At 65.8% G+C, this 23211-nt stretch carries 15 protein-coding genes and 1 pseudogene; 6 read left to right on the top strand and 10 right to left on the bottom strand.

Annotated elements, in window-relative coordinates:
• The 3 genes and pseudogenes from ACJ8AT_RS15535 to ACJ8AT_RS15525 all read right to left on the bottom strand — a co-directional run.
• Positions 1–503 (bottom strand): annotated as a pseudogene (locus tag ACJ8AT_RS15535) (hypothetical protein); the annotation flags it as partial.
• Positions 504–843: 340 nt separating this feature from the next.
• Positions 844–1347 carry a serine/threonine protein kinase gene (locus tag ACJ8AT_RS15530; protein WP_407738511.1) on the bottom strand — a complete coding sequence of 168 codons (504 nt, stop codon included), beginning with the start codon at positions 1345–1347 and terminating at the stop codon, positions 844–846.
• A 10-nt stretch (positions 1348–1357) separates the two neighbouring features.
• On the bottom strand, positions 1358–2284 hold the full coding sequence (locus ACJ8AT_RS15525) for a DUF2381 family protein (protein WP_407738510.1): 927 nt from the start codon (positions 2282–2284) through the stop codon (positions 1358–1360).
• Positions 2285–2868: 584 nt separating this feature from the next.
• Here ACJ8AT_RS15525 and ACJ8AT_RS15520 point away from each other — a divergent pair.
• Together ACJ8AT_RS15520 and ACJ8AT_RS15515 are read left to right on the top strand one after the other, a co-directional pair.
• Entirely contained in the window at positions 2869–3657 is a 789-nt protein-coding gene (locus tag ACJ8AT_RS15520) for a DUSAM domain-containing protein (protein WP_407738509.1), read from the top strand.
• 59 nt (positions 3658–3716) lie between these two features.
• Positions 3717–4133 (top strand): VOC family protein, encoded by a 417-nt coding sequence (locus ACJ8AT_RS15515; protein ID WP_407738508.1) that lies wholly within the window; start codon positions 3717–3719, stop codon positions 4131–4133.
• Positions 4134–4156: 23 nt separating this feature from the next.
• Here ACJ8AT_RS15515 and ACJ8AT_RS15510 read toward each other — a convergent pair whose 3' ends face one another.
• From ACJ8AT_RS15510 to ACJ8AT_RS15490, 5 genes are all read right to left on the bottom strand, one after another.
• Entirely contained in the window at positions 4157–4630 is a 474-nt protein-coding gene (locus ACJ8AT_RS15510; RefSeq protein WP_407738507.1) for an NUDIX hydrolase, read from the bottom strand.
• Positions 4631–4777: 147 nt separating this feature from the next.
• The gene (locus ACJ8AT_RS15505; protein WP_407738506.1) at positions 4778–5485 is read right to left on the bottom strand and encodes a hypothetical protein; all 708 of its coding nucleotides are present in this window, start codon (positions 5483–5485) and stop codon (positions 4778–4780) included.
• A gap of 485 nt (positions 5486–5970) precedes the next feature.
• Positions 5971–8199, bottom strand: coding sequence for a sensor histidine kinase (locus tag ACJ8AT_RS15500; RefSeq protein WP_407738505.1), 2229 nt, complete (start codon positions 8197–8199; stop codon positions 5971–5973).
• A 159-nt stretch (positions 8200–8358) separates the two neighbouring features.
• Positions 8359–10065 carry a hypothetical protein gene (locus ACJ8AT_RS15495; RefSeq protein WP_407738504.1) on the bottom strand — a complete coding sequence of 569 codons (1707 nt, stop codon included), beginning with the start codon at positions 10063–10065 and terminating at the stop codon, positions 8359–8361.
• A gap of 323 nt (positions 10066–10388) precedes the next feature.
• Positions 10389–12134: a sigma-54-dependent transcriptional regulator gene (locus ACJ8AT_RS15490; protein WP_407738503.1), complete on the bottom strand. Its 1746-nt coding sequence runs from the start codon at positions 12132–12134 to the stop codon at positions 10389–10391.
• A gap of 181 nt (positions 12135–12315) precedes the next feature.
• Here ACJ8AT_RS15490 and ACJ8AT_RS15485 point away from each other — a divergent pair, with 181 nt between their 5' ends.
• The 4 genes from ACJ8AT_RS15485 (at position 12316) to ACJ8AT_RS15470 (ending at position 21532) form a co-directional block, all read left to right on the top strand.
• Complete coding sequence (locus tag ACJ8AT_RS15485; RefSeq protein ID WP_407738502.1) at positions 12316–15807, top strand: protein kinase domain-containing protein; 3492 nt, start codon at positions 12316–12318, stop codon at positions 15805–15807.
• Between the two features lie 199 nt (positions 15808–16006).
• Positions 16007–17863, top strand: coding sequence for a M20/M25/M40 family metallo-hydrolase (locus ACJ8AT_RS15480; RefSeq protein ID WP_407738501.1), 1857 nt, complete (start codon positions 16007–16009; stop codon positions 17861–17863).
• Positions 17864–17905: 42 nt separating this feature from the next.
• The gene (locus ACJ8AT_RS15475; protein ID WP_407738500.1) at positions 17906–19867 is read left to right on the top strand and encodes a thiamine pyrophosphate-binding protein; all 1962 of its coding nucleotides are present in this window, start codon (positions 17906–17908) and stop codon (positions 19865–19867) included.
• 39 nt (positions 19868–19906) lie between these two features.
• Positions 19907–21532 carry a flavin monoamine oxidase family protein gene (locus tag ACJ8AT_RS15470; RefSeq protein WP_407738499.1) on the top strand — a complete coding sequence of 542 codons (1626 nt, stop codon included), beginning with the start codon at positions 19907–19909 and terminating at the stop codon, positions 21530–21532.
• Between the two features lie 61 nt (positions 21533–21593).
• Here ACJ8AT_RS15470 and ACJ8AT_RS15465 read toward each other — a convergent pair whose 3' ends face one another.
• Complete coding sequence (locus tag ACJ8AT_RS15465; protein ID WP_407738498.1) at positions 21594–22157, bottom strand: imm11 family protein; 564 nt, start codon at positions 22155–22157, stop codon at positions 21594–21596.
• Between the two features lie 15 nt (positions 22158–22172).
• On the bottom strand, positions 22173–23211 hold a 1039-nt coding region (locus ACJ8AT_RS15460; RefSeq protein ID WP_407738497.1), incomplete at its 5' end, for an AHH domain-containing protein.

The following is a 23211-nucleotide window of genomic DNA, read 5'->3' as shown; positions in this document are numbered from 1 at the left end:
TCCAGCACGGGGCTCTTGCTCAAGGCCATGGCGAGCATGTACCGGCCTTGCATGTCCAGGTACTTGCCCCCCACGAGCGCGCCCCCCAGGCAATCGCCCTCGAAACCCTGGGCACTGCGACACCATGCCTTGTAACGGCTGACGAGCTGCTGTTCCCCCTCCGTCAACGCCCCTTCCAGGGGCACGCCCAACTCCAGCGGGACGAGCTTTCGCTCTCGCAGCAGGTAGAGGTAATCCCCATAGAGCGCGTCCAGTTGAAACAGTCGTTCCACTGTCTGCCGGGGTGAGCCCGTCAAGCGCACCTCGCGCGCCAGTCTTCGGATCGCCTCGGTGACTTGCTCCGGTGCCACCTCCACCGGCTCCGCCGTGGCGGCGCGGGAGATGTAGATCAGCGTTTCTCCCTCTGCTCCTGAGTCCACCCGGATCATTGGCTGAGCGGTGCTGCACCCAACCAACACGGCGAGGAACAGCGCTTCGGCCTTCCAGAGAATCCGCCAGAGCATGGGCACCCCTTTGTGTAAGCAGGGGAGCAGGTTAGGGGGCATCCACCCGGCAGAGGAAGATATGCCGGGTGGTGTTCGCTCCAGGAACCCACGGGCTCTGCGGGCAGGCGGATCCGCTCCGAATCGTACTCGGATGTGGTGCCTTGCTCGCGCCACGAGGAGCGCGTCCGACGTGCCCGCGTCTGGCTCGCCTGGACAGGTGAGATTGGCCCGGTTCAGTGGACAGTAGGCTTATGCTGCCACCAACAGCCCCAGCAGCCCACGGTGCTCGTCACCCCACCTCGCTCAGGCTTCCGTCCGGGAACACGGACGGTGTTCTGCCCAAAGTACTGCGGAGCGCTCACCGGAAGGCATCAACGATGTCGACCCCTGCACGGGAGGATTCGAGGATGGCGGTTCCGGGCTTGGAGTCGGGGCGCTTCCTCAGTTGCCCCTTGGACAACCGGACCACGGCGCAGATGGGGATCTTCGTTCCACGCGGTGGACGTGCCTCGTAGTACCGGATGACCACCTGTGGACCGCCCGTCCAAACCTGTCCGTAGAGGCGCGTAGGCGATTCGAGGAGGCCGAGGTCTTCTTCCAGGACACTCTCAATGGGCCCATCGTAGAGCGTAATCGGGCTCGTCTCGTCTTGGTTGGCATCGAGTTCGATCCACGTGGAGTCTCCAACCGACAAGCGCAGGTACTCCATTGCCTTGAGCGCCTCCGCTGGGCACTTCTCGGGTCCAGGGGTCCCGTCTGGGCGGAGAGCGACCGCACCGGCCCCTGTGCCGGTAGCAGGGCAGCCAGAGGAGGTGACGAGGAGAACTGCGCAGCACGCAAGGGCGCCTCTGCTGATGCTCATGTTCCGCACCCTACTGACGAGCAAGCGAGGGCTCCAACTTCACGAATGCTTCCACAAGGCCATCATCGCGAATGAGCTGAAGCGCCAAGGGTTCGAGCCCTCCACTCTCCGAGGTGAACGCACCTTTGTCAGCGACGATGGCCACCACTCCGGTGTCACCGGGAGGAATGGAGTGAGGTTCCATCGTGACTGCACACTCGCGCGTCTTGCTGAAGGGGTGCCAGAAGTCGGTTGCGGACGTGAGGCGGACCTGACTCAGATTCCAGAGCCGATCCAGGTGGTTCTTGATCTTGATCACGACCGCCACCTTCCCTCTTCCTGAGTACACAGTCATCCCGATGTCAGTCTGCCCCTCGTTGTTGTAGATGTAGCGTCTCCGAAAGATGAGCGAGGTTTGGCTCTCAGCCCCAGAGGACAGAAGCGCGGCTAAAGCATGGTCCGGCGACTTCCTCTCTCGCTCGTAGCGTTCGTTTTCTTCCCGGTAGCGCCGCTCCCGCCCAAGCGCGCTCTCCAAGTCCGCCCGGAGGTACTTCACGGTCTCCGGGTTCCAGAACAGGTTCACCTGATGATCCACGTTGTCCTTGTCCGCCGTGACGGTGATGGGGACCTGCGTTCCGTCCACCAACGTCACCACGAGTGGTAGGCGGTCCTCTGGCGTCAGATCGTGCAGTGGCATGATCACCACCGACTGACCGGCCACCCCCAGAGGCTCGAAGCGGCCTTCCCAACCCTCCATCTTCGTGCGCGCCGGGTCAACGTTCTGCTCGAAGTGGAGAACGGTAGCGATCTCCCCCGCCACGTAGACCGGGCGGGCAACCTGATCGGGCCGGTGCGGAAAGGTGACGTTTCGGACCTGAGGCTCGCGGTCCTTGGCACTGGCAACAGAGGCCACGAGAACGGCTAGCAGAACAGACCGGCAGTGCAGGAAGTCGCGCATAGCCTACCCAACCTAGCAGAATGGGAGGCAGGCAACCAACCTTCGAGGCCATCCTCGCGAGCAACGCACCAGCCCTATCGTGGAATTCATGATCTCGCCCAATCGAGCCCCTGTCCTCTGGTTGCCGCTCATGCTCGCGGCGTTGATGGGCGGCTGTTCCACGGAGTCCCACACCACGGCTGTCCGTGCTCTCGCGCCGCTTTCCGTGACGGACCCGAACTTGCGCTCCACGACCGCCCCGAACCCGCCTACCGCCGTCGCCCAGACTGCTGGGAGCTGCTGGAACTCCGTCAGTTGCTGTGTCCAGAATCACCCCCTCACCCCGGTGCAGAGTTGCGGCGCTGACCCTCTGGAAGCGGCCGAGATCCTCGAAGCCCTCGGGCAATTTGCAGCCGCCGCACAGGTCTTGGAAGCGGCGGGGCGTCTTCCGGAGTGGAAGAAGAAGTGCGTCGAGAAGTACGTTAGATGCCAACTGGAGGGGTGGGTTGGCAACTGTTACGACTGCATCCGGCGCTGTGAGGGCCAGCACAAATGGCCGGATGACATGTGCCACGACCCGCGCAAACGGAATTAGGCTCTAGCTCATGACCCGCAAGGTTGATTGGGACCCTATCCGGGCACTGGCGAAACAGGTGTTGGAGCGGGGCGAGCCGCTCGAACTCTCGGACGACGTGCAAGCCCTGTTGCGGCGTTCTGCTCGGGAAGTGGCCATCCCAACCGAGGACGTAAAGCAGGCCCTCCGCAGTCCACGCACGGCCACGGCCTTGCTACGGAAGATCCGGCAACGCCTCAACGCCGGGTCTCGCCGCTTTGGGAGCGCCCAGAGCCGAGCCTACCGCTTGCGAGACGCCGGGAACCTGGACGGAGCGCGGAAGGCGATGGAAGCCGTGAGCGCGGTCGAGGTCGTTCCGTTCTACCGCGAACTCGCCGCGAACGTGCTCAGCAACCTCGGAAGGCTCCAGAAGGTTGCGAAGACGGGGCGAGTGGATCCGAAACTGTCCGAGCACTCTCAGCTCTTGATCCTTCTGCACCGCCTCGATCAGGGCAAGCCCCTGAACCTCACCATGGGGATGCGTGCCTTCCTACGCAATGCCGCCTCGGAAGTGGCCATCAGCCAAGCCGAGACGAAAGAGGCTCTGGCGAGTCCCAAGAGTGCAGGGGCCTTGCTCCGGAAGATCGTAGAGCGCAGGCAGAAAGGAACGAAGCGGCTGACGCGGGCCCTCGTGCGGATGATGGCCCTCCGAGATGCAGGCGATCTCGACGGGGCACGTCAGCAGATGCGCGACTTGCTGGCCGTGGAAGTCGTGCCGCTGTGCCGCCGTGCCGCCGAGGAGAACCTGGCGCGCATGGACGAGCCGCCCCCGGCACCGTAGCACCCCCGACCGCGCATCCATGCAGGGCGCCTCCCTTCTCGGTGACTCGAGCTTCTGGCATGGTGCCGCGCATGGCGAGAATTACCGGAATCGGGGGCGTATTCTTCAAGTCGAAGTCGGATCACAAGCAGCTCGCGGCCTGGTATGCACGGCACCTGGGATTGCGGCTCGAGGAGTGGGGCGGCGCGATCTTGAAGTGGCCAGAGGACAAGGCCGAGGATCGCGGCCTCACCGTCTGGCACGTCGCTGAGAAGAACAGCGAATGGTTCAGCCCGAGCGAATCGAGCTTCATGATCAACTATCGCGTGGATGATCTCGACGAGCTCCTCACGCAGCTGCGCCGCGACGGCGTCCCGATCGTCAAGGGACCGGAGTCCCACGAAAACGGTCGCTTTGCCTGGCTCCTCGATCCCGACGGCAACAAGATCGAGCTGTGGCAGCCGATGCTGTGGGACGAGAAGAACAAGCAGCGCTGACGATCGGGGTCCCCCCCCCTCGCTCAGGCTTCCTCGTCGGGAAGGAGCGTACGCAGCAGCGCGTCGTCGGGCCCCAGCGGACGCCAGCCGGGGTGCGGCGGCTCGCTCCGGAGCGTTTCCGTGATCGCGTAGGCGCGCTCGTCATAAGTCACTGGGATGAAGGCCTGCCAGCGGCTCAGCGCCTGGGCGGCCTTGCAGCGGTTGTCGACGTCCATCACCGCCGGCCAACCCTCGGGGAACTCTTCGGCCAGCGTCCGTGCGAGCACATCGCGCACCAGCCGCGTGACACGGTTGCCGCGCTCGGCCTCGTCGAACAACCCCAACAACAACGTCCCCGCGGCGTCGTCGCGCAGGCCCAGCTCACGGACCAGCACCACCAGCGGGACGGCAGGCCGCGCCTTGGCAAAGGCCATGAGCGAAGAGTAACCGCGCTCGCGGATCCGCTCGTACAAGCGGCGGGCCCTGTCGCTGATCCGCCAGGCCATTCCATCGCTCATCGCCTTCTCCCCAGAGACAAAGTTCACCGGGAACCTAGCGCCCTCGTGCCCCTTGCGTCGCAGGTGCCGATTCCATGAGCCCAGCCATCAGAAAGGAGCGGCGCGGCCCCTCCCCTGCGCGAGGAAGAGCCGCGCCTGCGCCCGAGGCTACGAGCGCTCAGCGCTCACCGAGGGCTGTCCCCCCGCAAGGGCCTGGATCAGCTGATCCACCTGCTCCCAGGGGATGCCCTTGAAGTCCAGCACTGCCTTGCCCTTGAGGTTGCGCACCGTCACCTTGACGGACACGCCCTTGGGGAAGAGGCCCGCGACCGCCTCCTGCAGTTGCTCGGCCCGCGCCACCGCCTCGGGCGGCAGCGGCTTGCTCGAGGACGGCTTGCGCTTGAGCTGCAGCGCCTTGCGCATCTGCTCCACGCTGCACGTCTTGAACGGCTGCGCGGCCACCTGCCCGTCCGCCTGCGGCACGTCGATCAGCGTGTCGCCCGGCTCGGCGTGGTTGAGCTCCACAGCCGCCGCCTCCTGGTAGATCAGCAGCAGGTACAGGCAGGTGACGCCGAAGCGGCGGGTGACCGGCTCGCTGAAGGCGTCGGCCACGGCCCCGTACATGCTCAGGGCCGACTGGGACAGATCCGCCAGGTGCTGGCTCAGGTAGTCCCGAGCGTCCTTGAAGCCGGCCTTCTCGGCCAGCCGCTTCTGCACGACGTAGTTGTAGAGCAGCCCCATGCGGTGGTGCTGGGTGCTCTCCTGGGCCATCAGGCCGAGCAGCTCCACGCGCACTTGATCGAGTGTCATTCCCTCGATGCCGGTGGTGTTGGGCTGGGTGGTGGTGTCTTCCTTGAACTTCAGCAGACTGAACATGAGAGGGACTCCCCCCTGGGGACGCGCCATGCGCCCCGGCCGGTTGACGATGCGGCCGGGCAGCCCTAGAGCAGCTTGCGGGCCAACCCTCGATTCCCTGAGAAGACAAGCCCTTACGAGGACAGCCCCCCTGGGAGCCGTCCGGAAGCGCGGACGATTCGTCCGGAAGTACGGACGGTCCGAAAAAAAGCAGAGGAATGCCGGGAGCTTACGCAGCAGGGTACAAGGTGGGAGCACAGAGGGTGAGGCCCGTAACCCCTTGAATGAACAGGGAGACACCCTTGCATCCCGTCCGACAGCCGTCCGGAAACCCGGACGGTGCTCTGCCCCACTCCGGGCCGGATCCAGATTTCCAACCCGGTGGAAGTTTTGCACCACCGGATCCAGACTTCTAACTGGTTAGAAGTCCGCGACCGCCAAGATCCAGACTTCTCACCGGAGGCCCTCCCATGAGCCTCGTGGGGCCGCGGAAGTGGTGGCACTTCTCAAGCACTCACTCCCAGCAGGGGGAGGACGATGAGGCACTCGGTGAAGTGGCCCTCCTCGGACTCGATCCGGATCTCCCCGCCATGCTGGCGGACGACGATGTCATAGCTGATGGACAGCCCCAGCCCCGTTCCCGAGCCCGTCGGCTTGGTGGTGAAGAAAGGGTTGAAGATCTTGTCCTGGAGCTCGCGGGGAATCCCGGTGCCGTTGTCCCGGATCCGGATCTCCACTCGATTGCCAGTGCTCCGGCTGCTCACGTTCACCTCGGAAGAGAAGGCTTCGCCCACTGACTTCTTCTTCTCGGCCACGGCATACAGGCTGTTGTCGAGGATGTTCAAGATGGCCTGCCCGAAGTCCTGGGGCACCAGGGCCACCTTGCCCACCGAGGGATCCAGATTCCTGCGGAGGGCCACCTCCAGGCCCGGGTACGAGGACCTCATCTTCTCGGAGGCCTGCGCCAGAGACTCCTCCAGCAGCGCGTTCAGCGCCGTGGGCGTGCGTTCACCGGCGCGCGAGTGCAGCTGCATGCTCCGCACGATCATGTCGGCCCGCCTGCCGTGCTCATCGATCTTCTGGACGTTCTGCGCCAGCCAGTCGAGCAGCGTGCCCACTCGCTCCAGCGAGGAGCCGTCCTGTCCCGCCCCCTGCCCCTTCAGCTCCTCGCGCAGCTCCTCCACGAGCTCCGCGGAGACCTGGGCGAAGTTGTTCACGAAGTTGAGCGGATTCTTGAGCTCATGGGCGACACCGGACACCAGCGCCCCGAGCGACGCCAGCTTCTCCTTCTGCACCAGCAGCTCCTGAGCCTCCTTCAACCGGGCCAGTGTCCCCTCCAGCTCGAGGTTCTTCTCCCGCAGCTCCTGGGTCCTCGCCTGGATGCAGTCCTCCAGTCCTTCGTTGGTCTGACGCAGGGCCTCCTCGCGCCGCTGGAGCTCGTGGGCCATCAGCTCGAAGCCCTGGGCCAGCTGCCCCAGCTCATCCTGGCGCTGGCTCTCGAACGAGACCTGGAAGTCACCGGCCGCCACCTGGCTGGTGCCCCGGGTGAAGGCCTGCAGCGGCTGGGTGATCTGCTGCCGGAGGACCCAGTACATGATGCTCAGCTCCACCAGCAGTGACGCCACGCCGAACACCAGCACGTAGCGTGCCGCCCGGAAGGCCGCCGAGGACACCATGCTCTCGGGTAGCACCGTGACGAAGTTCCACTCCGGCCCCTTCAGTCGAGCCACCGCGAGGTACTCGTGGTACTCGGGCAACTCCAGCACGTTCTGGCCGGGCGCGCGGCTCTTCACCCGCTCGAAGATGGCGCGCAGGTGGACTCGCTGCTCAGGCGTGCTCGGCTGCTCGAAGATCTCCTCGGGCGGCCGGGGATCGTTCACGATGTTGTAGGTCTCCGCCACCCCGAGCTTCATCCGCAGCTCGGGGTGGGCGATGAGCAGACCATCATCGCGGAAGAGGATGTTGGAGGCCCCCGGCAAACGATCGTTGACGGTACGTGCCTTCAAGTCCTCGATGAGGATGTCATGGCCGAGCGTCGCGGCATGATGGCCGTCCACGTCCACGGGGGTGGCGAGCGAGAGGGAGATGGGTTCCACCCAGAGGGTGGCCCAGGCACTCTTCCGCTGGGGATTCCGCTCGGGGGTGCTGATGTTGAAGATGTCGAAGTCGGTGATCTGGTAATCGGGCGTCATCTCCTGACACCACTTCGGCTGCTCTGGCCAGTAGATGATGAGCGCTCCCTCTGGCAGCATGACGTAGGTGTCTGGGTAGCGGACGTGGAAGGCAGGCCCGAACCGGGCCACCACGTCGTACGCAGCCAGCAGCCGCCGGCGGAAGCCGTCGTCCACCTTCACGCCCGTGGTGACGAAGACCTGGGGCATGCTCGTCGCATCGAAGCCCTCGGTACGATGGTGGAGTGTCCCATCCTCCCGGGGCTCGAGCAGCTCTTCGAAGCGGGGCCGAGGATCCAGCTTTTGCCAGGCCCGGATCCGCTCCTCCAAGGCGCTCTTGAGGACGACGTGGTTGTCCACCGCCTGCGCGAAGATGGCCTGCTCCTGCTCGGCCCGCTTCGGGACGCTCCGCTCCAGTTGCGTGAGGGTCTCCGCGAGGAAGGCGCGGAAGATGTGGACGTAGCTGACGAAGGTGGTCAGGGCGATGAGCACCCCGATACGCCCCCCCATCTTGAGGAGCGTGGAGCGGGCCAGCGAGCTGCGAGGGCGATGAGGAGATGGCATGGGAGAGGCCGTGTTCCGCGGGAGCGTGCTGACCTTGAGGCCTCTCCTGCAACGGCTCGGTCATACATAACATCTCGATGCCTGCGGTTTCATGTGAGCGTGCGTCTGTTGGAGACGCGGATTCGCTCGAGGGCTGCGCCGTACTGCGGACACGGCGGCTCAAAGAGTGTCGATGGTGAGTTCCACATCGGCCAGCTTCCAGGCGTTGTTGAAGGCCTGCTGTGCCTTCTTGAGCTCTTCCTGGCACGAAGCCCTGGGAGCGTTGCCTCCGGCGGGCCCCTTGGCCCCCGGGGCGCTTCCCTGCTTGCACTGGCCCTCGATGCTCTTCCAGAGCCCGAACAACGAGCGAGGGCTCCCTGGGTTGCGCTTCAGATCCTCCTCGAAGACCTCCTGGGCCTTCGAGAACTCTCCGCCACGCAGGTATGCGCCGCCCAGCGTCTCCCGCACCGTGAGCGGCCATGCATTGGGCTCGTCGTAGACGAGATTGTCCTCCTCGTTCACGGCCAGCTTCAGCAGCTCGATGGCGCCAGAGCGATCCTTGGCTCCAGAGCGATCCTTGGAGTGCTCGGCCACCTGGGCCGCCAGCAGGTAGCTCATCAGAGGCTGGTAGGCGATGGCCTTGTTGTTGCCCCAGTTCAGCGTCGCGGGCACCTTGGCGATGGCCTCCAGGTACCGCTTGCGCTGCACCGAGACCCTCGGGAGGTTCTCCGGGGTCGTGGCCAGCGCCATGGCCTTGGCCCAATGCCAGAAGGCCCGCGCCATCAGCAGATCCGGATCCGGACTGGGCATCACCAGCACCTTGTCCCACTGCCGGAAACGCACACGGGTGATGAGCTCCGAGACCATGTAGTGCTCCAGCCCTGGCTCATTGCCGACGTAACCGCGGGTGTGTCTCTCTGTCTCCGCCGCGAGCTCGAGGGAGGTCTCCAAGCGCCCCAGTTGCTGGTTGGCGGCCAGCTCGAAGTAGAGGTTGTGACCGATGTAGTGCCCCACGTACAGAGGCAGGCACTTCCTCACGTCGTTACGATCACAGACACTCTCGTAGACTTTCATGTCGTACGCCACCGCCCTTTGGTTATCGGCGGCCGCCTGCTCGAAGTGGCCGGTACGCATGGCGATGTGCGAGGGCATGTGGACCAGGTGCCCCGCGGAGAACAGCTCCACCGAGCGCAGCACCTTGGCGCTGCGCTCGGCTCTCCCGGGATCGCACGAGCCCTCCACGGCGTGGATATAGAAGTGATTGGCTCCCAGGTGATTCTTCGTCTCCTTCCGCGACAGGACCGACTCGAGCGCCGCGACGATCTTCTCGGTGCTCAGCACCGGCTTGCACGCCTCCCAGAGCCTCCAGGGCTGAAGGTTCATGAGGGCATCCGCATAGAGGGTGGCCACATCAGCATCCTCCGGGTAGTTTTTGAATACCTCCTCCATGGCCTGCGCGTAGTTCACGGCGAGCTGGTAATCGTCCTGCGTTCCCTCGATCGACGACGGATAGCGCTTGCTGAGCGCGGCAATGAGGGCTTTTTCGCGCTGGGAGATCCCCGGGAGTTCCGCCTTCTCCTGCGCCATCCGGATGCTATAGATGGCTTTCTTCGCGCACTCAGAATCGAGGTCCAGGCTGACGTTGATGTTGGTGGTGATCGCGAGCGCAGTCCCCCAATACGCCATGGCCAGGTTTGGATCCAGCTCGGCCGCCTTGCGGAAGGCAAGGATCGCCTGCTCGTTGTTGAAGGCGTAATGCAGAACGAGCCCTTGATCGAAGAACTTCTGCGCCAGCGGGTTCTTCGTGGTGACCTGATACGTCAGCGTGCCGAGCCCATCCATCGTCTTGTCTGGCAAGGCCAGCGCATCATTGCCGCAGGTAGACACTCCCTCCTTGGCCTTGATTTGACAATGCTGCGCCCAGGAGGAGGCAGGACATGCCACCAGGGCAAGTACCACCATCCACGCTCTCAGGTTCATGGCTGCTCTGGAGACGATGGCAGCCGAGGCAATGGATCGGAGTGCGAAGCTAGGGAGGGGCATGCAGGGGGTCCTTGGGTGAGCCCGAACGGGCCCCCCGAGACCGAGCAAATCCCGCGCCAGTGCTATTCACTACCGGACACCCTGCGGTTCGAAGCACAAACACGGCGGTGCTGCGTCGTTTGGGGACGAAACCGCGTACTGGGGTGACGATGAAGCGGGCGGAGAGGTCAGCCCGCCGAGTCAGCGCCGACCTCCAGCAGGTCCGAGAAGGGGCTGCCAGCGAGGCCCAGGGCTTTGTAGAAGGTCTCGAGCTTCTCTATCTCCCGGCGGAGCATCCGGTAGTGGTTACGGCTCTTGACGAGGCTCTCACGTCCGAAGAGGCGGAAGGCTTCATCCCGGCCCAACCGCCGCGTGGCCACCGCGAGGATGAGCCCCCGTAAGCTGTCGGCCATGTCCAGGTCGAGCGCCCCGGGCCCGCGTGCTTGAGCCACGCTGACGAAGGCTTCGGCCGCCGTGCTCAGCGCATCGGTGAGCGGCAGCGCCCCCGAGTCCGACTCATAGCCCAGGGACTGCTGGAAGTGGTGGACCTCCAGGGTGAGCGCCTGGGCCGTCTCCCCACCGTCCACCATGGCAAGCGCGTAGGCGCGGCGGACAATGTTGTCGAGCTGCCGTAGGTTGCCCGGCCAGGGCTGGGCGGTGAGGAGCCGCTCCACGGCGCCCGCCAGCCGGACCTGGCCCTCTGGGTGGCGTTCGCGGTGGCGGCGGTTGGCCATGTGCTGCGCCCAGCGGGCAATCTCATCAGGCCGGTCCTTGAGCGGAGGGAGAGAAATAGGCAAAACCTTGATGCGGTAGTAGAGGTCCTCACGGAAGTGGCCTGCCCTCACAGAGGCCTGAAGGTTGGCGTTCGTGCCGATGATGAAGCGCACATCCGCCTGCCGCTCCGCGCTGTCCTCCCCCAGCATTCGGTAGGCGCGCTCCTCCAGCACGTGCAGCAGCCCCGCCTGCGCCTTGAGCGAGAGCTTGTCAATCTCGTCGATGAAGAGCGTGCCGCCCTCGGCGCGTGCCACCGCCCCTGGGTTGTCACGCACCGCGCCGGTGAAGGCCCCCTTCTTCCAGCCGAACAGCTCGGCCATTTGGAGCTCCTCGGGCACCGTCACGAGGTCCAACACCACGAAGGCCTCGCTCCGGCGCGAGGACTGCTCATGGCACCAGCGGGCCAGCCGGGACTTGCCCACGCCGGTGGGCCCTGAAATCAGCAGGGTCTCCTCATGCCGGGCAAAGACCCTCAGCACAGGCATCAGGCTCGCCAGCGAGGCCCCCACCACGGGCAGATAGGCATCCCCCACCTGCTCGCTCGGGCGCAGCGGCAGCGCGGTGAGATAGGGGGTGGCCTGGTTGGCCAAGAGCTGAAGCCGCTCGCCGCACTCGCTCCAGATGAACTCCTCGCCGGTGGCCGCGGGGCACTCCGCCTCCAGCGAGATCATTCCATGCAGCCCCCGGCCCGGGCCTAGCAGCGGCAGCACGCACACGTGGGTGGTCTGCCGGCCCAGGAAGCGCTGCTGGCTCTCCGCGCTGTTGAAGACCCGGCCCGTGGGCCCCTGCTCCGGCTCGCCTGGAGGCGCAGCGCCCACCCCGTGCGGCTTCAGCTGGCCCAGGATCACGTCGATAGAGATGGCACAGCGGCGCTCCACCACCAGTTGCCACGCTGTGGCGGAGGCCAGCAGCGGCGCCTCCATGCCTGCCGTGGCGTCCACCTGACCCGCCGCTCCCGAGGGCCGATCCGCCGTGCCTGCCTCCAGCACCGCCAGGCCCCGGTAACCCTCCTCGGGGCGCAGGTGGATCATGCCTCGGAGGATGTGGCCCTGCCCCGCGTAGCGGCTGGCGGCGAGCGCCTGCTCCGCCAGATCGAGCATGACGCGCAGAGTGGCGCTGGCAGCCTCCTCGAAGGTCCCCGTTTCGATAAGCATTGCCATAAGCCGGATGGCCGGATCTTGCATGAGAGGCTTCCTGGGAGAGGGGCTTGGCGCGAGAAGGCACCTGAAGGGGGCTTGGCGTGGATGCGCTCCGGCGACCGTTCAGATAGAAGGCGGCGCATCCTAACAGTGCCTGCCGGGATGGGAAGGCCAGGCCAGAGAGCGGAGACCGACGAGGCCTATGCAGCACTCAGGAACCGAGAGCGTCGAGGCCATGGGGGGCAGTGCGCAGGGAGCATGGGTGGGCCGCCGCTATCAGCTCCTGGGCGTCGTTGGCCGCGGAGGCACGGGCACCGTGTACCGCGCCTTGGATCGGCTGGGGGGCTCCATTGCCCTCAAACGGCTGCACCGCTCGTTGGAGGCTCTGGCGCAAGAGGCCTCGCGTGAGATGGCATTGGACCTGGCTGCTGAGTTCAAGGCGCTCGCCTCTCTGCGCCACCCCCACGTCATCCACGTGCTGGACTATGGGTTTGACGAGGAGCTGCGGCCCTACCTCACCATGGAGCTGCTGACGGGGGCCAGGACGCTGGTGGAGGCGGGGCGGGGCCAGCCGCCCAGGGTGCAGGTAGACCTGCTGGGGCAGACGCTGCAAGCCCTCGCTTACATGCACCGCCGGGGCTTCATCCATCGGGACCTGAAGCCGGCCAACGTGCTGGTGGTGGACGGGCAGGTGAAGGTGCTGGACTTCGGCCTGGCCCTGGCGCGCGAGAGGAGCGAGCTGCGCGAGGCCGCAGGCACGCCGGGGTTCATGGCACCCGAACTCTTCCAGGGCGAGCCGGCCTCGGAGGCCTCGGACCTCTTCAGCGTCGGGGTGATGGCGCGGCGCATGCTGGCAGGGGCCCGACAGTCCGAGCCGCGCCTGGAAGTCATCCTCCAGCGGCTGATGGCGGCTGAGCGCGGCAAGCGCTACCAGCGCGCTGAGGAGGTGCTGAGAGACTTGCGGGAGCTGGCCGGCCAGCAGGTGCAGCTCGAGACCGTGGCCACGCGCGAGAGCCACCTGCGAGCAGCACGCTTCGTGGGGAGGGAGCGCGAGCGCGGACGGCTGGAGCAGGCGCTGGCGCGGGCGTTGGCTGGCCAGGGCGAGGCGTGGCTGGTGGGCGGGGAGAGCGGAGTAGGCAAGTCGCGGCTGGTGGAGGAGGTGCGCACGCTGGCCCTCGTGCGGGGAGCGGTGGTGCTGCGGGGGCAGGCCGTCAGCAGCGGAGGCAGCCCGTATGAGGACTTCCGGCCGGTGCTGCGCTGGCTGGCGCTGCTGGCCGAGCCGAGCGCCTTCGAGGCCAGCGTGCTCAAGCCCCTGGTGCCGGACATGGAGTCGCTGCTCCAGCGGCCCGTGCCAGAAGCGCCGGAGCTCGTGGGTGACATGGCCCAGGAGCGCCTGGTGGGCGTGGTGGAGGCGCTCTTCGAGCGGATCCGCCAGCCGGTCCTGTTGGTCCTCGAGGACCAGCAGTGGGGGCGGGCGGAGTCCACGCGGCTGCTGGCGCGGCTGTCAGCGCGCGCGGGAACCCTGCCGCTGCTGGTGGTGGCCACATACCGTGACGACGAGCGGCCCAAGCTACCCCAGGAGCTGCCGGCCATGCAGGTGCTGAGCCTGCCGCGGCTCGGGGCGGAGGAGATGGCGCGCCTGAGCGAGTCGATGATCGGCGAGGCCGGCCATGAGCCGCGGGTGCTGGAGCTGCTACAGCGGGAGACAGAGGGCAACCCCTTCTTCCTGGTGGAGGTGGTGCGCGCGCTGGCGGAAGAGGCGGGGCAACTGGATCGGATTGGGGCCGCACCGCTGCCGGAGCGGGTCTTCGCTGGAGGCGTGCGGCAGCTCATTCAGCGGCGGCTGGATCAGGTGCCGGCTTCAGCACGCGAGCTGCTCCGGCTCGCGGCGGTCGTGGGCCGCCACCTGGACCTGGAGGTGCTGAGGGCCAGCGCGCCCGAGGTGGACCTGACGCGATGGTTGGAGGACTGCGCAGGCGCCGCGGTGCTGGACTTCGCGGACGGACGGTGGCGCTTTGCCCATGACAAGCTGCGCGAGGGCACACTGGCCAGCCTGCCGCGGGAGACGGCGCGGGAGCTGCACCGTCAGGCCTCCCTCTCCATCGAGGCAGCGCACCCCCACGCCCCCGAGTGGCTGGCGGCGCTCGCCTACCACTTCGGCCAGGCGGGCCACACGGAGCAGGAGGCCCACTACGCGGAGCGGGCGGGAGAACAGGCCATGTCTGTCTATGCCTGCCACGCGGCCCTCCCCTACTTCCAGCGGGCCCTGGAGCTTGCCCAGGCGAAGGCCGCGCGGGCGCTGGACATCGGACATCTCGAGGGGCGCCTGGCAGAGACTTTCTACCTCATCGGTGATCAGGCCTCCTGTGGCATCCATGCCGGACGGGCCCTGGCGCACCTGGGCTGGCCGCTGCCCAGCACCCCCAGAGGCTGGCGCCTGAGCCTTGCACGCGAGCTGCTCGTGCGGCTCACGCAGGCAGCCGTGCCCGAGCCCTTCGAGGAGCAGTCACCCGAGCGCCGCGAGCTGCGCATCGAGGCAGGGCACCTGACGGCAAGACTCAGCGAGTCCTACTTCATGCAGCAGGATGCGCTGCGCGCGATCTGGTCGACGTTGCGGCTGGTCAACGTGCTGGAGCCCGCGGGGCCCTCGCCGGGCCTGGCGCGTGCCTACATCATCATTGCCACCGTCCTGACCGCCATCCCTGGCTTGACACCGGTGGTGGATGATTGGCGCGAGCGAGCCCTGAGCATGGCCCGGCGCGTGGGGGGAGCGGAGAGCTTGATCTATGTGCTGATGCGCTCTTGCATCTGCGGCATCGGTCAAGCCCGGTGGAGGCAAGTGGAGGCCTGGGGGGAGCAGGGCCGGGCGCTTGCCAGCACCGCCAGGGATTTCCGCCAGTTCGAGCAGAACTGCGTCATGCTGTTGCACTCGTTCTACTACCAGGGTGCGTTCCGCCGAGGCGTCGAGCTCTCGCATGAGATCGAGCGCTCCGCACGCGGGCGCAACGCCGTGCAGTCCCTGTACTGGGGACCCACGCTGCGGGCGCGCTCCTTCGTGCGTCTGGGCCATACCGCGGAGGCCATCCGCGAGCTGGAGCAGGTGCTGCCCGGGTACGAGCCTCATGCGAGCGCCGGGGAGCGAATCATGCTCTACGGCGCGCTGGCCCTGGCGCTGCTGCACAGCGGGGAGCGCAAGCGCGCGCTCGAGGTGGCGGCCAAGGGGTTCGCGCTGATGAGGGGCATGAAGCCGGTGGTCTCCCTCATGTTTGGCGGGATAGGCATGCTCACCGAGGTGTACCTGGCGGAATGGGAGCGAGCGCTGGGCGGCCCATCCGCCGAGGCCCGGGAGTTGGCGCGGGCCGCGGGGGAGTGCTGCAAGCTGCTGCGGGCCTTCGCCCGGCCCTTCCCCCTCGTGGAGCCGTTCTCCCTGCTCTGCGAAGGGCAGCAGTCCTGGCTCTTGGGGCGGCCCCAGGCCGCGCTGCAGGCCTGGCAGCGAAGCGCTGAGCGCGCCGTGGAATTGGCCATGCCCTACGAGGAAGGAAGGGCCCGGCTCGAGCTGGGGCGGCACCTGCCTCCAGAGGCTCCAGCGCGAAAGGCCCACCTCTTGCGCGCCAGGGACATCTTCCAACGGCTCGAGGCGGCCGTCGATCTGGCTCGCGCCGAGGCCGAACTGACCCAGGCCGGCAACTCCTGAGGCCCGGGGGCTCGAGGCGTCCCCCGGGCCCCGTCATTCCAGCACGCAGTTTCGTCACCCACTGACGCAGCCAGCGCTCCTCCCACGGGAAGCCCCGCTGGACTCGTGCGTGGAGCGGTGTCGGCACGCGGATTGCTCATGCCCTGTCCGTATGGAAAGGGCTGCAATGACAAGATTTGGAATTCGACTCGCGTTGACCATGGCGCTGGAGCTTGCCTGCGCGCACTCGCCGTCCGCGGACCCGCCGGCGGCCATGCCCCAGGCCACGATGGCCGCGTCCGCGGTGCCTGACAAGGAATTGGAAGAACTCCAGCGCTACATCGATGAGCAGTTGTTCGGCGATCTCGCGAAGTTCGTTGCCGTCCAGACCTACCGAACTCCGAACCAGTCCGAAGAGCAGGAAGCGCAGGTGGTGGCGAACCTCCAGCAACTCCAGGACGAATTGTCAAATCAGACCCAGCGTTTCAATGAAGGGCAGAAGGTTCACAAACTCGCCACCTTCGAGTGGAAGAAGAAAATAGGGGCGCGGGAGCACTGGCTCTTCGGTATTCGCGTGGGCACCGGGCCGCGCAGGATCGCGCTGAGCAGCCATCTGGACACAGTGCCCCCGGGAACCCAGGCCGGGTGGGAGCCTTTCAAGCTCGTGGCGGAGCAGCGGTCCTACCCCGACAAGAAACAGGATTTCTACGTCGGCCGCGGTGCCATTGACGACAAGGGGCCCGCACTCGTCGCGTTCCATGTCTTGCAGGCCGTGGCCAGGCACTACGACGGCGACCCCAAGCTCGATCGCGTCACCCTGGAAATCCTCTTCGACACCGCGGAGGAGACGGATATGGCGATGCCCTACTACCTGAAAGACAGGCCGGACGAGGTTCCAGAGTTGGGCATCATCTTCGATGCCTTCTGGTGCGTCCGGGCCGAGAAGGGGCTGGAGCGTCCCGTCTTCACCATCCAGCGGCGGGCGCAGGAGCGCGCCTCCAAGCGTGGCGCCTCGGAGGAGGCACGGGTGTGGATCGAGAAACTCTACACGCCGAACGGGCCCACCAACCAGATCCCCGATGAAGCCACCGCTATCCTCAGCTCGGACTCGGTGGAGGCTCTCCAGCGCTTTGCCCAGCAGGTGGGCGGCCTCTACCGGGACTACGAGTTCGATGACCGGGACTATCGCAGGGCCCGCATGACCGTGGATGTGTCGGAGCTGGCCAGCAAAAAACACCTCATCCTCAAAACCACGGTAGAGGGGGCACAGCATGGCTCGGCGCCGGACGAGAACCGGAAGGATGGGAGCAACCCGCTCGTCTCCCTGACCAACTTCTTGAGTCGCATGGTGGGTCAGCACCTGGAACGAAACGAGATCAGCGAGCTGTGCCGCTTCATCTCCTGGGCTTGGGGCACCCGGGTCTTTGGCGAGCACCACCCGGAGCTGCTGAAGCGTCACGACCGCGTCTTCACGAACGGAACGACGTACGCCATCACCCGCTTCCAAACGGACCCCGAGAAGTTTCCGGAGGCCGCCGCAAGTCTGGAGCTCGACATCCGCTACGCCCTCGACCACCACGGCATTGCGTGGGACAACAAGACCGAGGGCTTCGTGGGGGGAGAAATTGAGCCCGGGAATCCTAATGAAAGCCATTTCAAGGAGATCTTCGCGGAGTTGCTGCGGCAGTTCCCCTCCGAGCCTGGCTACACGTTGGGGTACACGACGCAAACGGTGGCCCCGCCCGACGTGCGGCTCCCGGACGGCGAGACCTTCCAGCGCGTCAGCAGGGCCTTCAGTCAGTCGATGGGTAAGCAGTGCCCGGCCCTGGCCATCGGTGGCGGAACGGATGCAAAGGGCACCCCGGCGCTGATTGCCGCCGGCGCGCTGTTCACCGAGGACCTCGGGCCGCCCATCAACTTCCACGGCTTCAATGAGGGCGCTCCGGTCGAAGACCTGCGCAGGAGTGCTGGCATCCTCTACCAGCTGTTCAAGGGCGAGGTTGAGAACGCCACGCGGGCCCCACCCGCTGTCCGTTCTTCCGTGCTGCCGATTCATGTCGCGCCGGACGCCCACTGACCCGCCCTCCCTGTAGCTCCCCCCTCACCTCTGGAGCAGCCCATGAAAGAACAGCAGACCGCACAGGCCACGCGCTGGACCCGAGACTATGTGTACGACATTCTCCGCGAGCTCGGGATCGGCTACCTCTTCGGCGTCCCCGGCACCAATGAAATCCCCATCATTGACGGCTGCGAAGCCCCAGAGAACAAGGACAAGATCCGCTTCATCGAGTGCCTGCACGAGAACATCGCGCTGGGCGCGGCGATGGGGTACTCGCGCCTGACGGGCAAGCCCGGGGTGGTGATAGTGCACGTGACGCCGGGCATCGGTCACTGCCTGGGCAACCTCTACAACGCCTGGAAGTCGCGAATGCCCATCGTCGTCCTGTGTGGGCAGCAACAGAACGAGCTGGTCACCCAGGAGCCGCTGTTGGCCTCCAACCTGGTCCAGATCGCGGACCAGTTCACCAAGTGGTCCCACGAGCTGCGCGCATGGGAGGAGTTCCCGCTGGTGCTGCAGCGGGCCTTCAAGGAGGCCATGGCCCCTCCCGCCGGCCCTGTCTTCCTCTCACTCCCGTGGGACTTCACCTTGCGCAAGCTCGAACCGGACGAGCGCATCCAGGGCGTCACCCGCATCCACCCGGGCTTCATTGGCGCCCCGGACGCGGTGAAGCAGGCCGCCCAGGTGCTGGGCCAGGCCCGGGACCCCGTCATCATCGTGGGGGATGCCGTGGGCCAGGGCAACGCGTGGGACGAAGTCCAGGAGCTGGCTGAGCTGCTGGGAGCCCCTGTGTACCTCGAGGGCTTCAGCAGCATGGCCAACTTCCCCAACAACAATTATCACTGGCAGGGCGAGCTGCCTGGAGACCAGTCGATGATCCAGAAGCTTCTTGCGCCCCATGATGTGGCCTTCCTGTGCGGCTTTGGCTCCCAGGCGCAATTGGCGGTCTTCAAATACTCGGAGAAATCCCTGATCCCGGACTCGGTCCGGTGCGTCTACCTGGCCAATAACACCTGGGACATCGGCAAGAACCGTTACGGGGAGGTCGCCATCTTGGGCGACATCAAGGCCACCCTGCCCGGCCTCAACCAGCTCGTGGCCCAGGCCCGGCCCGCCACGGCCCAACAGAACAATACGAAGATCTGGGATGCGGCTCGGAAGAGGGAGCAGACGTGGCGTGAGTTCGCCACGTCGGCCCTGAAGGCCCCTGGCATCTGGGGGGTGACGGTGGCCGATTCGCTGCGCGAACTCATAGCGGAGGAGAAGCTGGCGAAGAAGTTTGTCTACGTGCACGAGGCCGTGTCGGACGCGACGTCCTTCCAGATGCTTCTGCCCCTGGGAGCACCTGAGGCAGCCCCCACCAGCTACTACTGCGTGGCGGGGGGGTCGCTCGGCTGGTCCATGCCTGCCTCGCTCGGCACCCAGCTTGCGCTGGAAGGCTGGCAGGGCATTACGCCCGAGGTGGTCATCAACGCAGTGGGAGACGGCGCCTCGCTCTTCTACCCGCAGGTGTGGTGGACGGCAGCCCACCGCAAGCTCCCCATCCTCTACATCATCATGAACAATACAGGGTATCGCACGCTGCAGGAGGGGCTCCAGCAGGTCATCAAAGCCTATGGCTCCGCCGAGGGCTTCAACTGGCGCCCCGTGACGGAGACCCCCGAGTACCTGACCATTCGTGATCCCAGCTTCAGCTTCGTGGAGCTCGCCAAGGCTTTCGGCCTCCCCAACGGCCGTGTGGTGACGAGGCCACGCGAGGTGAAGGACGCCCTGAAGGAGGGGATTGATTGTGTGCGCCTGCACAAGCAGTCCTTCGTATTGGAGGTGCGGCTGGACCCTCGGTCCCCGCTGAAGCCGCCGGAAGAAGTGAAGGAGGCCTCACTCCTCACCGCCCAGGCCATGAGCCCCTCCATGCCGCCACCCCTCCACTTCTACTTCCGCGCCTTGGCCCGTGAGCGCAACCTCCTTCGCGCCGAGACGCAGGAGGAGTCCCCCAGCCAGGGCATGCAGATCGTCTTCTAGCACCGCAGGGCTGCTCCCCCATTCCATAGGAGAAGAAACATGTCTGATGAGCTGACCCAAGAGCTGGATGTCGCCATCGTGGGCGCTGGAATCTCCGGCGTCTACGCAGGCTGGAAGTTGAAACAACTGCACAGGAACCTCAAGATCACTGTCTTCGAGGCGAGCGACCGCGTGGGCGGCCGCTTGCTGTCAGTGGTGCCGCCCGGTATCCCCAACATGGTGGCGGAGCTGGGAGGCATGCGCTTCCTCCCGGCAGTGCAGCCGCGGATCAAGGCGCTGATCGACACGCTGAACCAGAACGCGAAGCCAGAGGAGCTGATTGAGACCTATGACTTCCCCGTAGACCAGAAGCAGAACATCGCCTACCTGCGTGGCACCCACCTGAGGCTGGAGGACTTCGAGAAGAGGCCCAGGAAGGTGCCGTACAAGCTGTCGTTCCTGGAGTCCGGCAGGGCTCCAGGGGCGATCCTCGTCAATGCCATCGAGCAGATTGTCCCAGGCATCACCGCGCCGGGCCTGACGGAGCAGCAGCGGCGGCTCATGACACAGAATGCGGAGTTCGCTGGGGAGAAGCTGTACAAGCAGGGCTTCTGGCAGGTGCTGGCGCGCGTGATCAGCGGCGAGGCCTACCAACTGGCCATAGACGCGGGGGGCTACCAGTCCACGCTCAACAACTGGAATGCCGCGGACGCCATCCCCTGGTACCTGGCTGACTTCGGAGTGGACCCGGTGTACCAGGGGTTCCGCAGGGGCTTCCAGCAGGTGCCGCTGGCGGTCGCGGAGCGCTTCAAGATGCTCGGCGGTGAAATCAAGACGCAGACGAATGTCGTGAGCTTCGAGGTGGAGACGGACAAGAGCGTCCTGCTGCATGCCGAGCACAAACCGGAGCACGCGAAGGACAAGCAGCAGCAGACAGTGCGAGCAAAGGTGCTCATCCTGGCCATGCCTCGCCGGGCCTTGGATCTGTTGCGTGCCAGGACTTCGTTCCTGCAACAAGACCCGGTCACGAGGCTCATCCACAGCGTCACACCTCAACCACTCTTCAAGCTCTTCACCACATACAAGGACCCCTGGTGGTTGCCGGCGGGGGTGGAGGCGGGCCGCACGACGACGGACCTGCCCGTGCGCCAGACGTACTACTGGCCGAAGAACGACGGCACCTCGGTCACTGGCGGCCGGGCCATGCTGATGGCGAGCTACGACGATGGCTTGAACATCGGCTTCTGGGACGGCCTCCGTAACAAGCGCAGCGAGACCACGGGCGTGCCGCCGAAGGATCCATTCATAGGTTTCAAGGAGAGGATGGGCGAAGGCGGTCAGGTGGACAAAGAGTGGTCGGATCGTGCTCCGCCCAAGGCCATGGTGGAGGAGGTGCAGCGTCAACTCATGCTCATCCACGGTCTGGGTTTCATCCCGAACGCCGTGGAGGCCAGCTACATGGACTGGGGCGCGGATCCCCATGGCGGGGGATGGAACAGCTGGAACATCGGGGTGAACAGCTTTGAGGTGAAGAGAGATATCATCCAGCCCGTTTCCGAGAAGCCGGTCTACATCTGTGGGGAGGCCTACTCGCATGCCCAGGGTTGGGTGGAGGGCGCCCTGGAGACGGCGGACCTGATGCTGGAGAAGCTCGAGAAGTTGCCGCTGTGCACCAGTGCCCGGTAGCGCCCGAGTGGAGTGACTCCGACGGAGGGCGCACATGCGGCCCGCAACTTCTGGTGGTCCGCTAGACCTCCTCGAATCTCGTGCCCGTGGCGCCCATCCGCTCCAAGGCGTCCTTGACCTCCCCGGAGACGATCAGGGTGCTCGACCACCCCTCGGGACGGAAGACGGTGGCGTTCCCCACCTTCCGCTTGTCGATGCGCAAGCGATCCACTGCGATGTAGTGCCCGACCTTGTCGGGCACTCCATGTTCTGGCGTCCAGAATCGCACCTTGGAGGCTTCTTCATCAATGCAGCGGATGAGGCGCGTGGCCACGAGGATGAGGTACGGATCCGGTTGGTCCTCAATATCCGCGGGGATGATCTGCACGTCGCCGGGGGCACGCTCCGCCAGCATGGAAGCCACCTTGACGTGGGCGACGGGGATGCCCAATCCCGCCTCGGAGAAGTCCAACGGCTTTCCCGCAACCTTGATGGGGATCTTCAACCGTCCCTCCACCTGCACGGGCGCTCCCCGCGTGAAGTCCCAGTCGTGCACCTTATGGCCCAGACTGTCGATGGGGGTGCCCAGATGCCAGCGGCGGGGCACATAAACATCGTCGGCTAGCCTGAAGAAGCGCTGGGACATAGGGAAGTTCTAACGTCATTTCCCCAGGGTGACGAGCCGGTTCAACTCCGTACCGGGTGTGGCGATATCTCTAGCGAGGTCATCGAGCGCGGGCAGTAACCGCGCCCGGCATTCCGCGATGCTGCCACAGTCTCCCAGCGCCTCCAGCAAGCGCGTATAGACAATGTCATGGTATCGCTGCGGGTGTGGCCCCTTGTGCCCCTTGATTGGCACGATGTTTTCCAGGTCCCTCAGCCGCTTTCCCGCCCTGGCGAAGAGATCCTCGAACCGTGGAGTCCACGGGCCAGCGCGCAAGGTGGATTTCTTGTTGGCGTTGGTCGCGATGTGGTGCTTCTCGGTGCGGTCAGCGCGCCCGCCGCGCGCCGCCATCGCCACCGCGCCTGGGGCCAGCGCCATGCGGAAGCCGTCCTCCGTCACGGCCACCGACTCCACCGCGCCCACCTCGGACAGCAGGATCCCTTGCTGATCCGCCGCATGGAGCGACACTTCCGCAGAACCGGGCAGCGTCGCCACCTGTTCCGCGAACCCCTTTGCGCTGTGCGTCAGCAGCGCCATCACGATCATGGAGAAGGCTTGCGCCGCTTCACGTGAGAACAGCCGGCCGAACTTCTCGCCCGCTTCGCGGATCTCCTCGAAGCTGGTGGCGACCTTCACCTCCTCCATCAACTCGAACCACCCTTTCACGAGGTTGTAGAGCGTGAAGGCGCCAACCCAGAGCACGAGCGCCGCAGTCGCCCATGCGGCCACAAACTTGGTCACGGGCTCGGGCAACGCCAGCAAGATGAGCAGCGTGACGACAGTGCCGATGGCCGCTTGCAGGACGGCCCGCATGCTCACCATGTCACCAAGCGCCTTCTGGAACTCCTCCAGCACGGGGCTCTTGCTCAAGGCCATGGCGAGCATGTACCGGCCTTGCATGTCCAGGTACTTGCCCCCCACGAGCGCGCCCCCCAGGCAATCGCCCTCGAAACCCTGGGCACTGCGACACCATGCCTTGTAACGGCTGACGAGCTGCTGTTCCCCCTCCGTCAACGCCCCTTCCAGGGGCACGCCC

Origin of the sequence: Hyalangium sp. (assembly GCF_045802625.1) — a bacterium.
Lineage (GTDB): Bacteria > Myxococcota > Myxococcia > Myxococcales > Myxococcaceae > Hyalangium.
The sequence above is the reverse complement of the archived record's forward strand: the minus strand, read 5'-3'. Positions and strand labels throughout refer to the sequence as shown.

What these genes read in the sequence shown, in the direction of transcription:
- ACJ8AT_RS15485 (WP_407738502.1), top strand. Translation starts at nt 12,316, where the DNA reads ATGCAGCACTCAGGAACCGAGAGCGTCGAGGCCATGGGGGGCAGTGCG.
- ACJ8AT_RS15530 (WP_407738511.1), bottom strand. Translation starts at nt 1,347, where the DNA reads ATGAGCATCAGCAGAGGCGCCCTTGCGTGCTGCGCAGTTCTCCTCGTC.
- ACJ8AT_RS15515 (WP_407738508.1), top strand. Translation starts at nt 3,717, where the DNA reads ATGGTGCCGCGCATGGCGAGAATTACCGGAATCGGGGGCGTATTCTTC.
- ACJ8AT_RS15490 (WP_407738503.1), bottom strand. Translation starts at nt 12,134, where the DNA reads ATGGCAATGCTTATCGAAACGGGGACCTTCGAGGAGGCTGCCAGCGCC.
- ACJ8AT_RS15500 (WP_407738505.1), bottom strand. Translation starts at nt 8,199, where the DNA reads ATGCCATCTCCTCATCGCCCTCGCAGCTCGCTGGCCCGCTCCACGCTC.
- ACJ8AT_RS15510 (WP_407738507.1), bottom strand. Translation starts at nt 4,630, where the DNA reads ATGAGCGATGGAATGGCCTGGCGGATCAGCGACAGGGCCCGCCGCTTG.
- ACJ8AT_RS15525 (WP_407738510.1), bottom strand. Translation starts at nt 2,284, where the DNA reads ATGCGCGACTTCCTGCACTGCCGGTCTGTTCTGCTAGCCGTTCTCGTG.
- ACJ8AT_RS15480 (WP_407738501.1), top strand. Translation starts at nt 16,007, where the DNA reads ATGGCGCTGGAGCTTGCCTGCGCGCACTCGCCGTCCGCGGACCCGCCG.
- ACJ8AT_RS15465 (WP_407738498.1), bottom strand. Translation starts at nt 22,157, where the DNA reads ATGTCCCAGCGCTTCTTCAGGCTAGCCGACGATGTTTATGTGCCCCGC.
- ACJ8AT_RS15520 (WP_407738509.1), top strand. Translation starts at nt 2,869, where the DNA reads ATGACCCGCAAGGTTGATTGGGACCCTATCCGGGCACTGGCGAAACAG.
- ACJ8AT_RS15505 (WP_407738506.1), bottom strand. Translation starts at nt 5,485, where the DNA reads ATGTTCAGTCTGCTGAAGTTCAAGGAAGACACCACCACCCAGCCCAAC.
- ACJ8AT_RS15475 (WP_407738500.1), top strand. Translation starts at nt 17,906, where the DNA reads ATGAAAGAACAGCAGACCGCACAGGCCACGCGCTGGACCCGAGACTAT.
- ACJ8AT_RS15470 (WP_407738499.1), top strand. Translation starts at nt 19,907, where the DNA reads ATGTCTGATGAGCTGACCCAAGAGCTGGATGTCGCCATCGTGGGCGCT.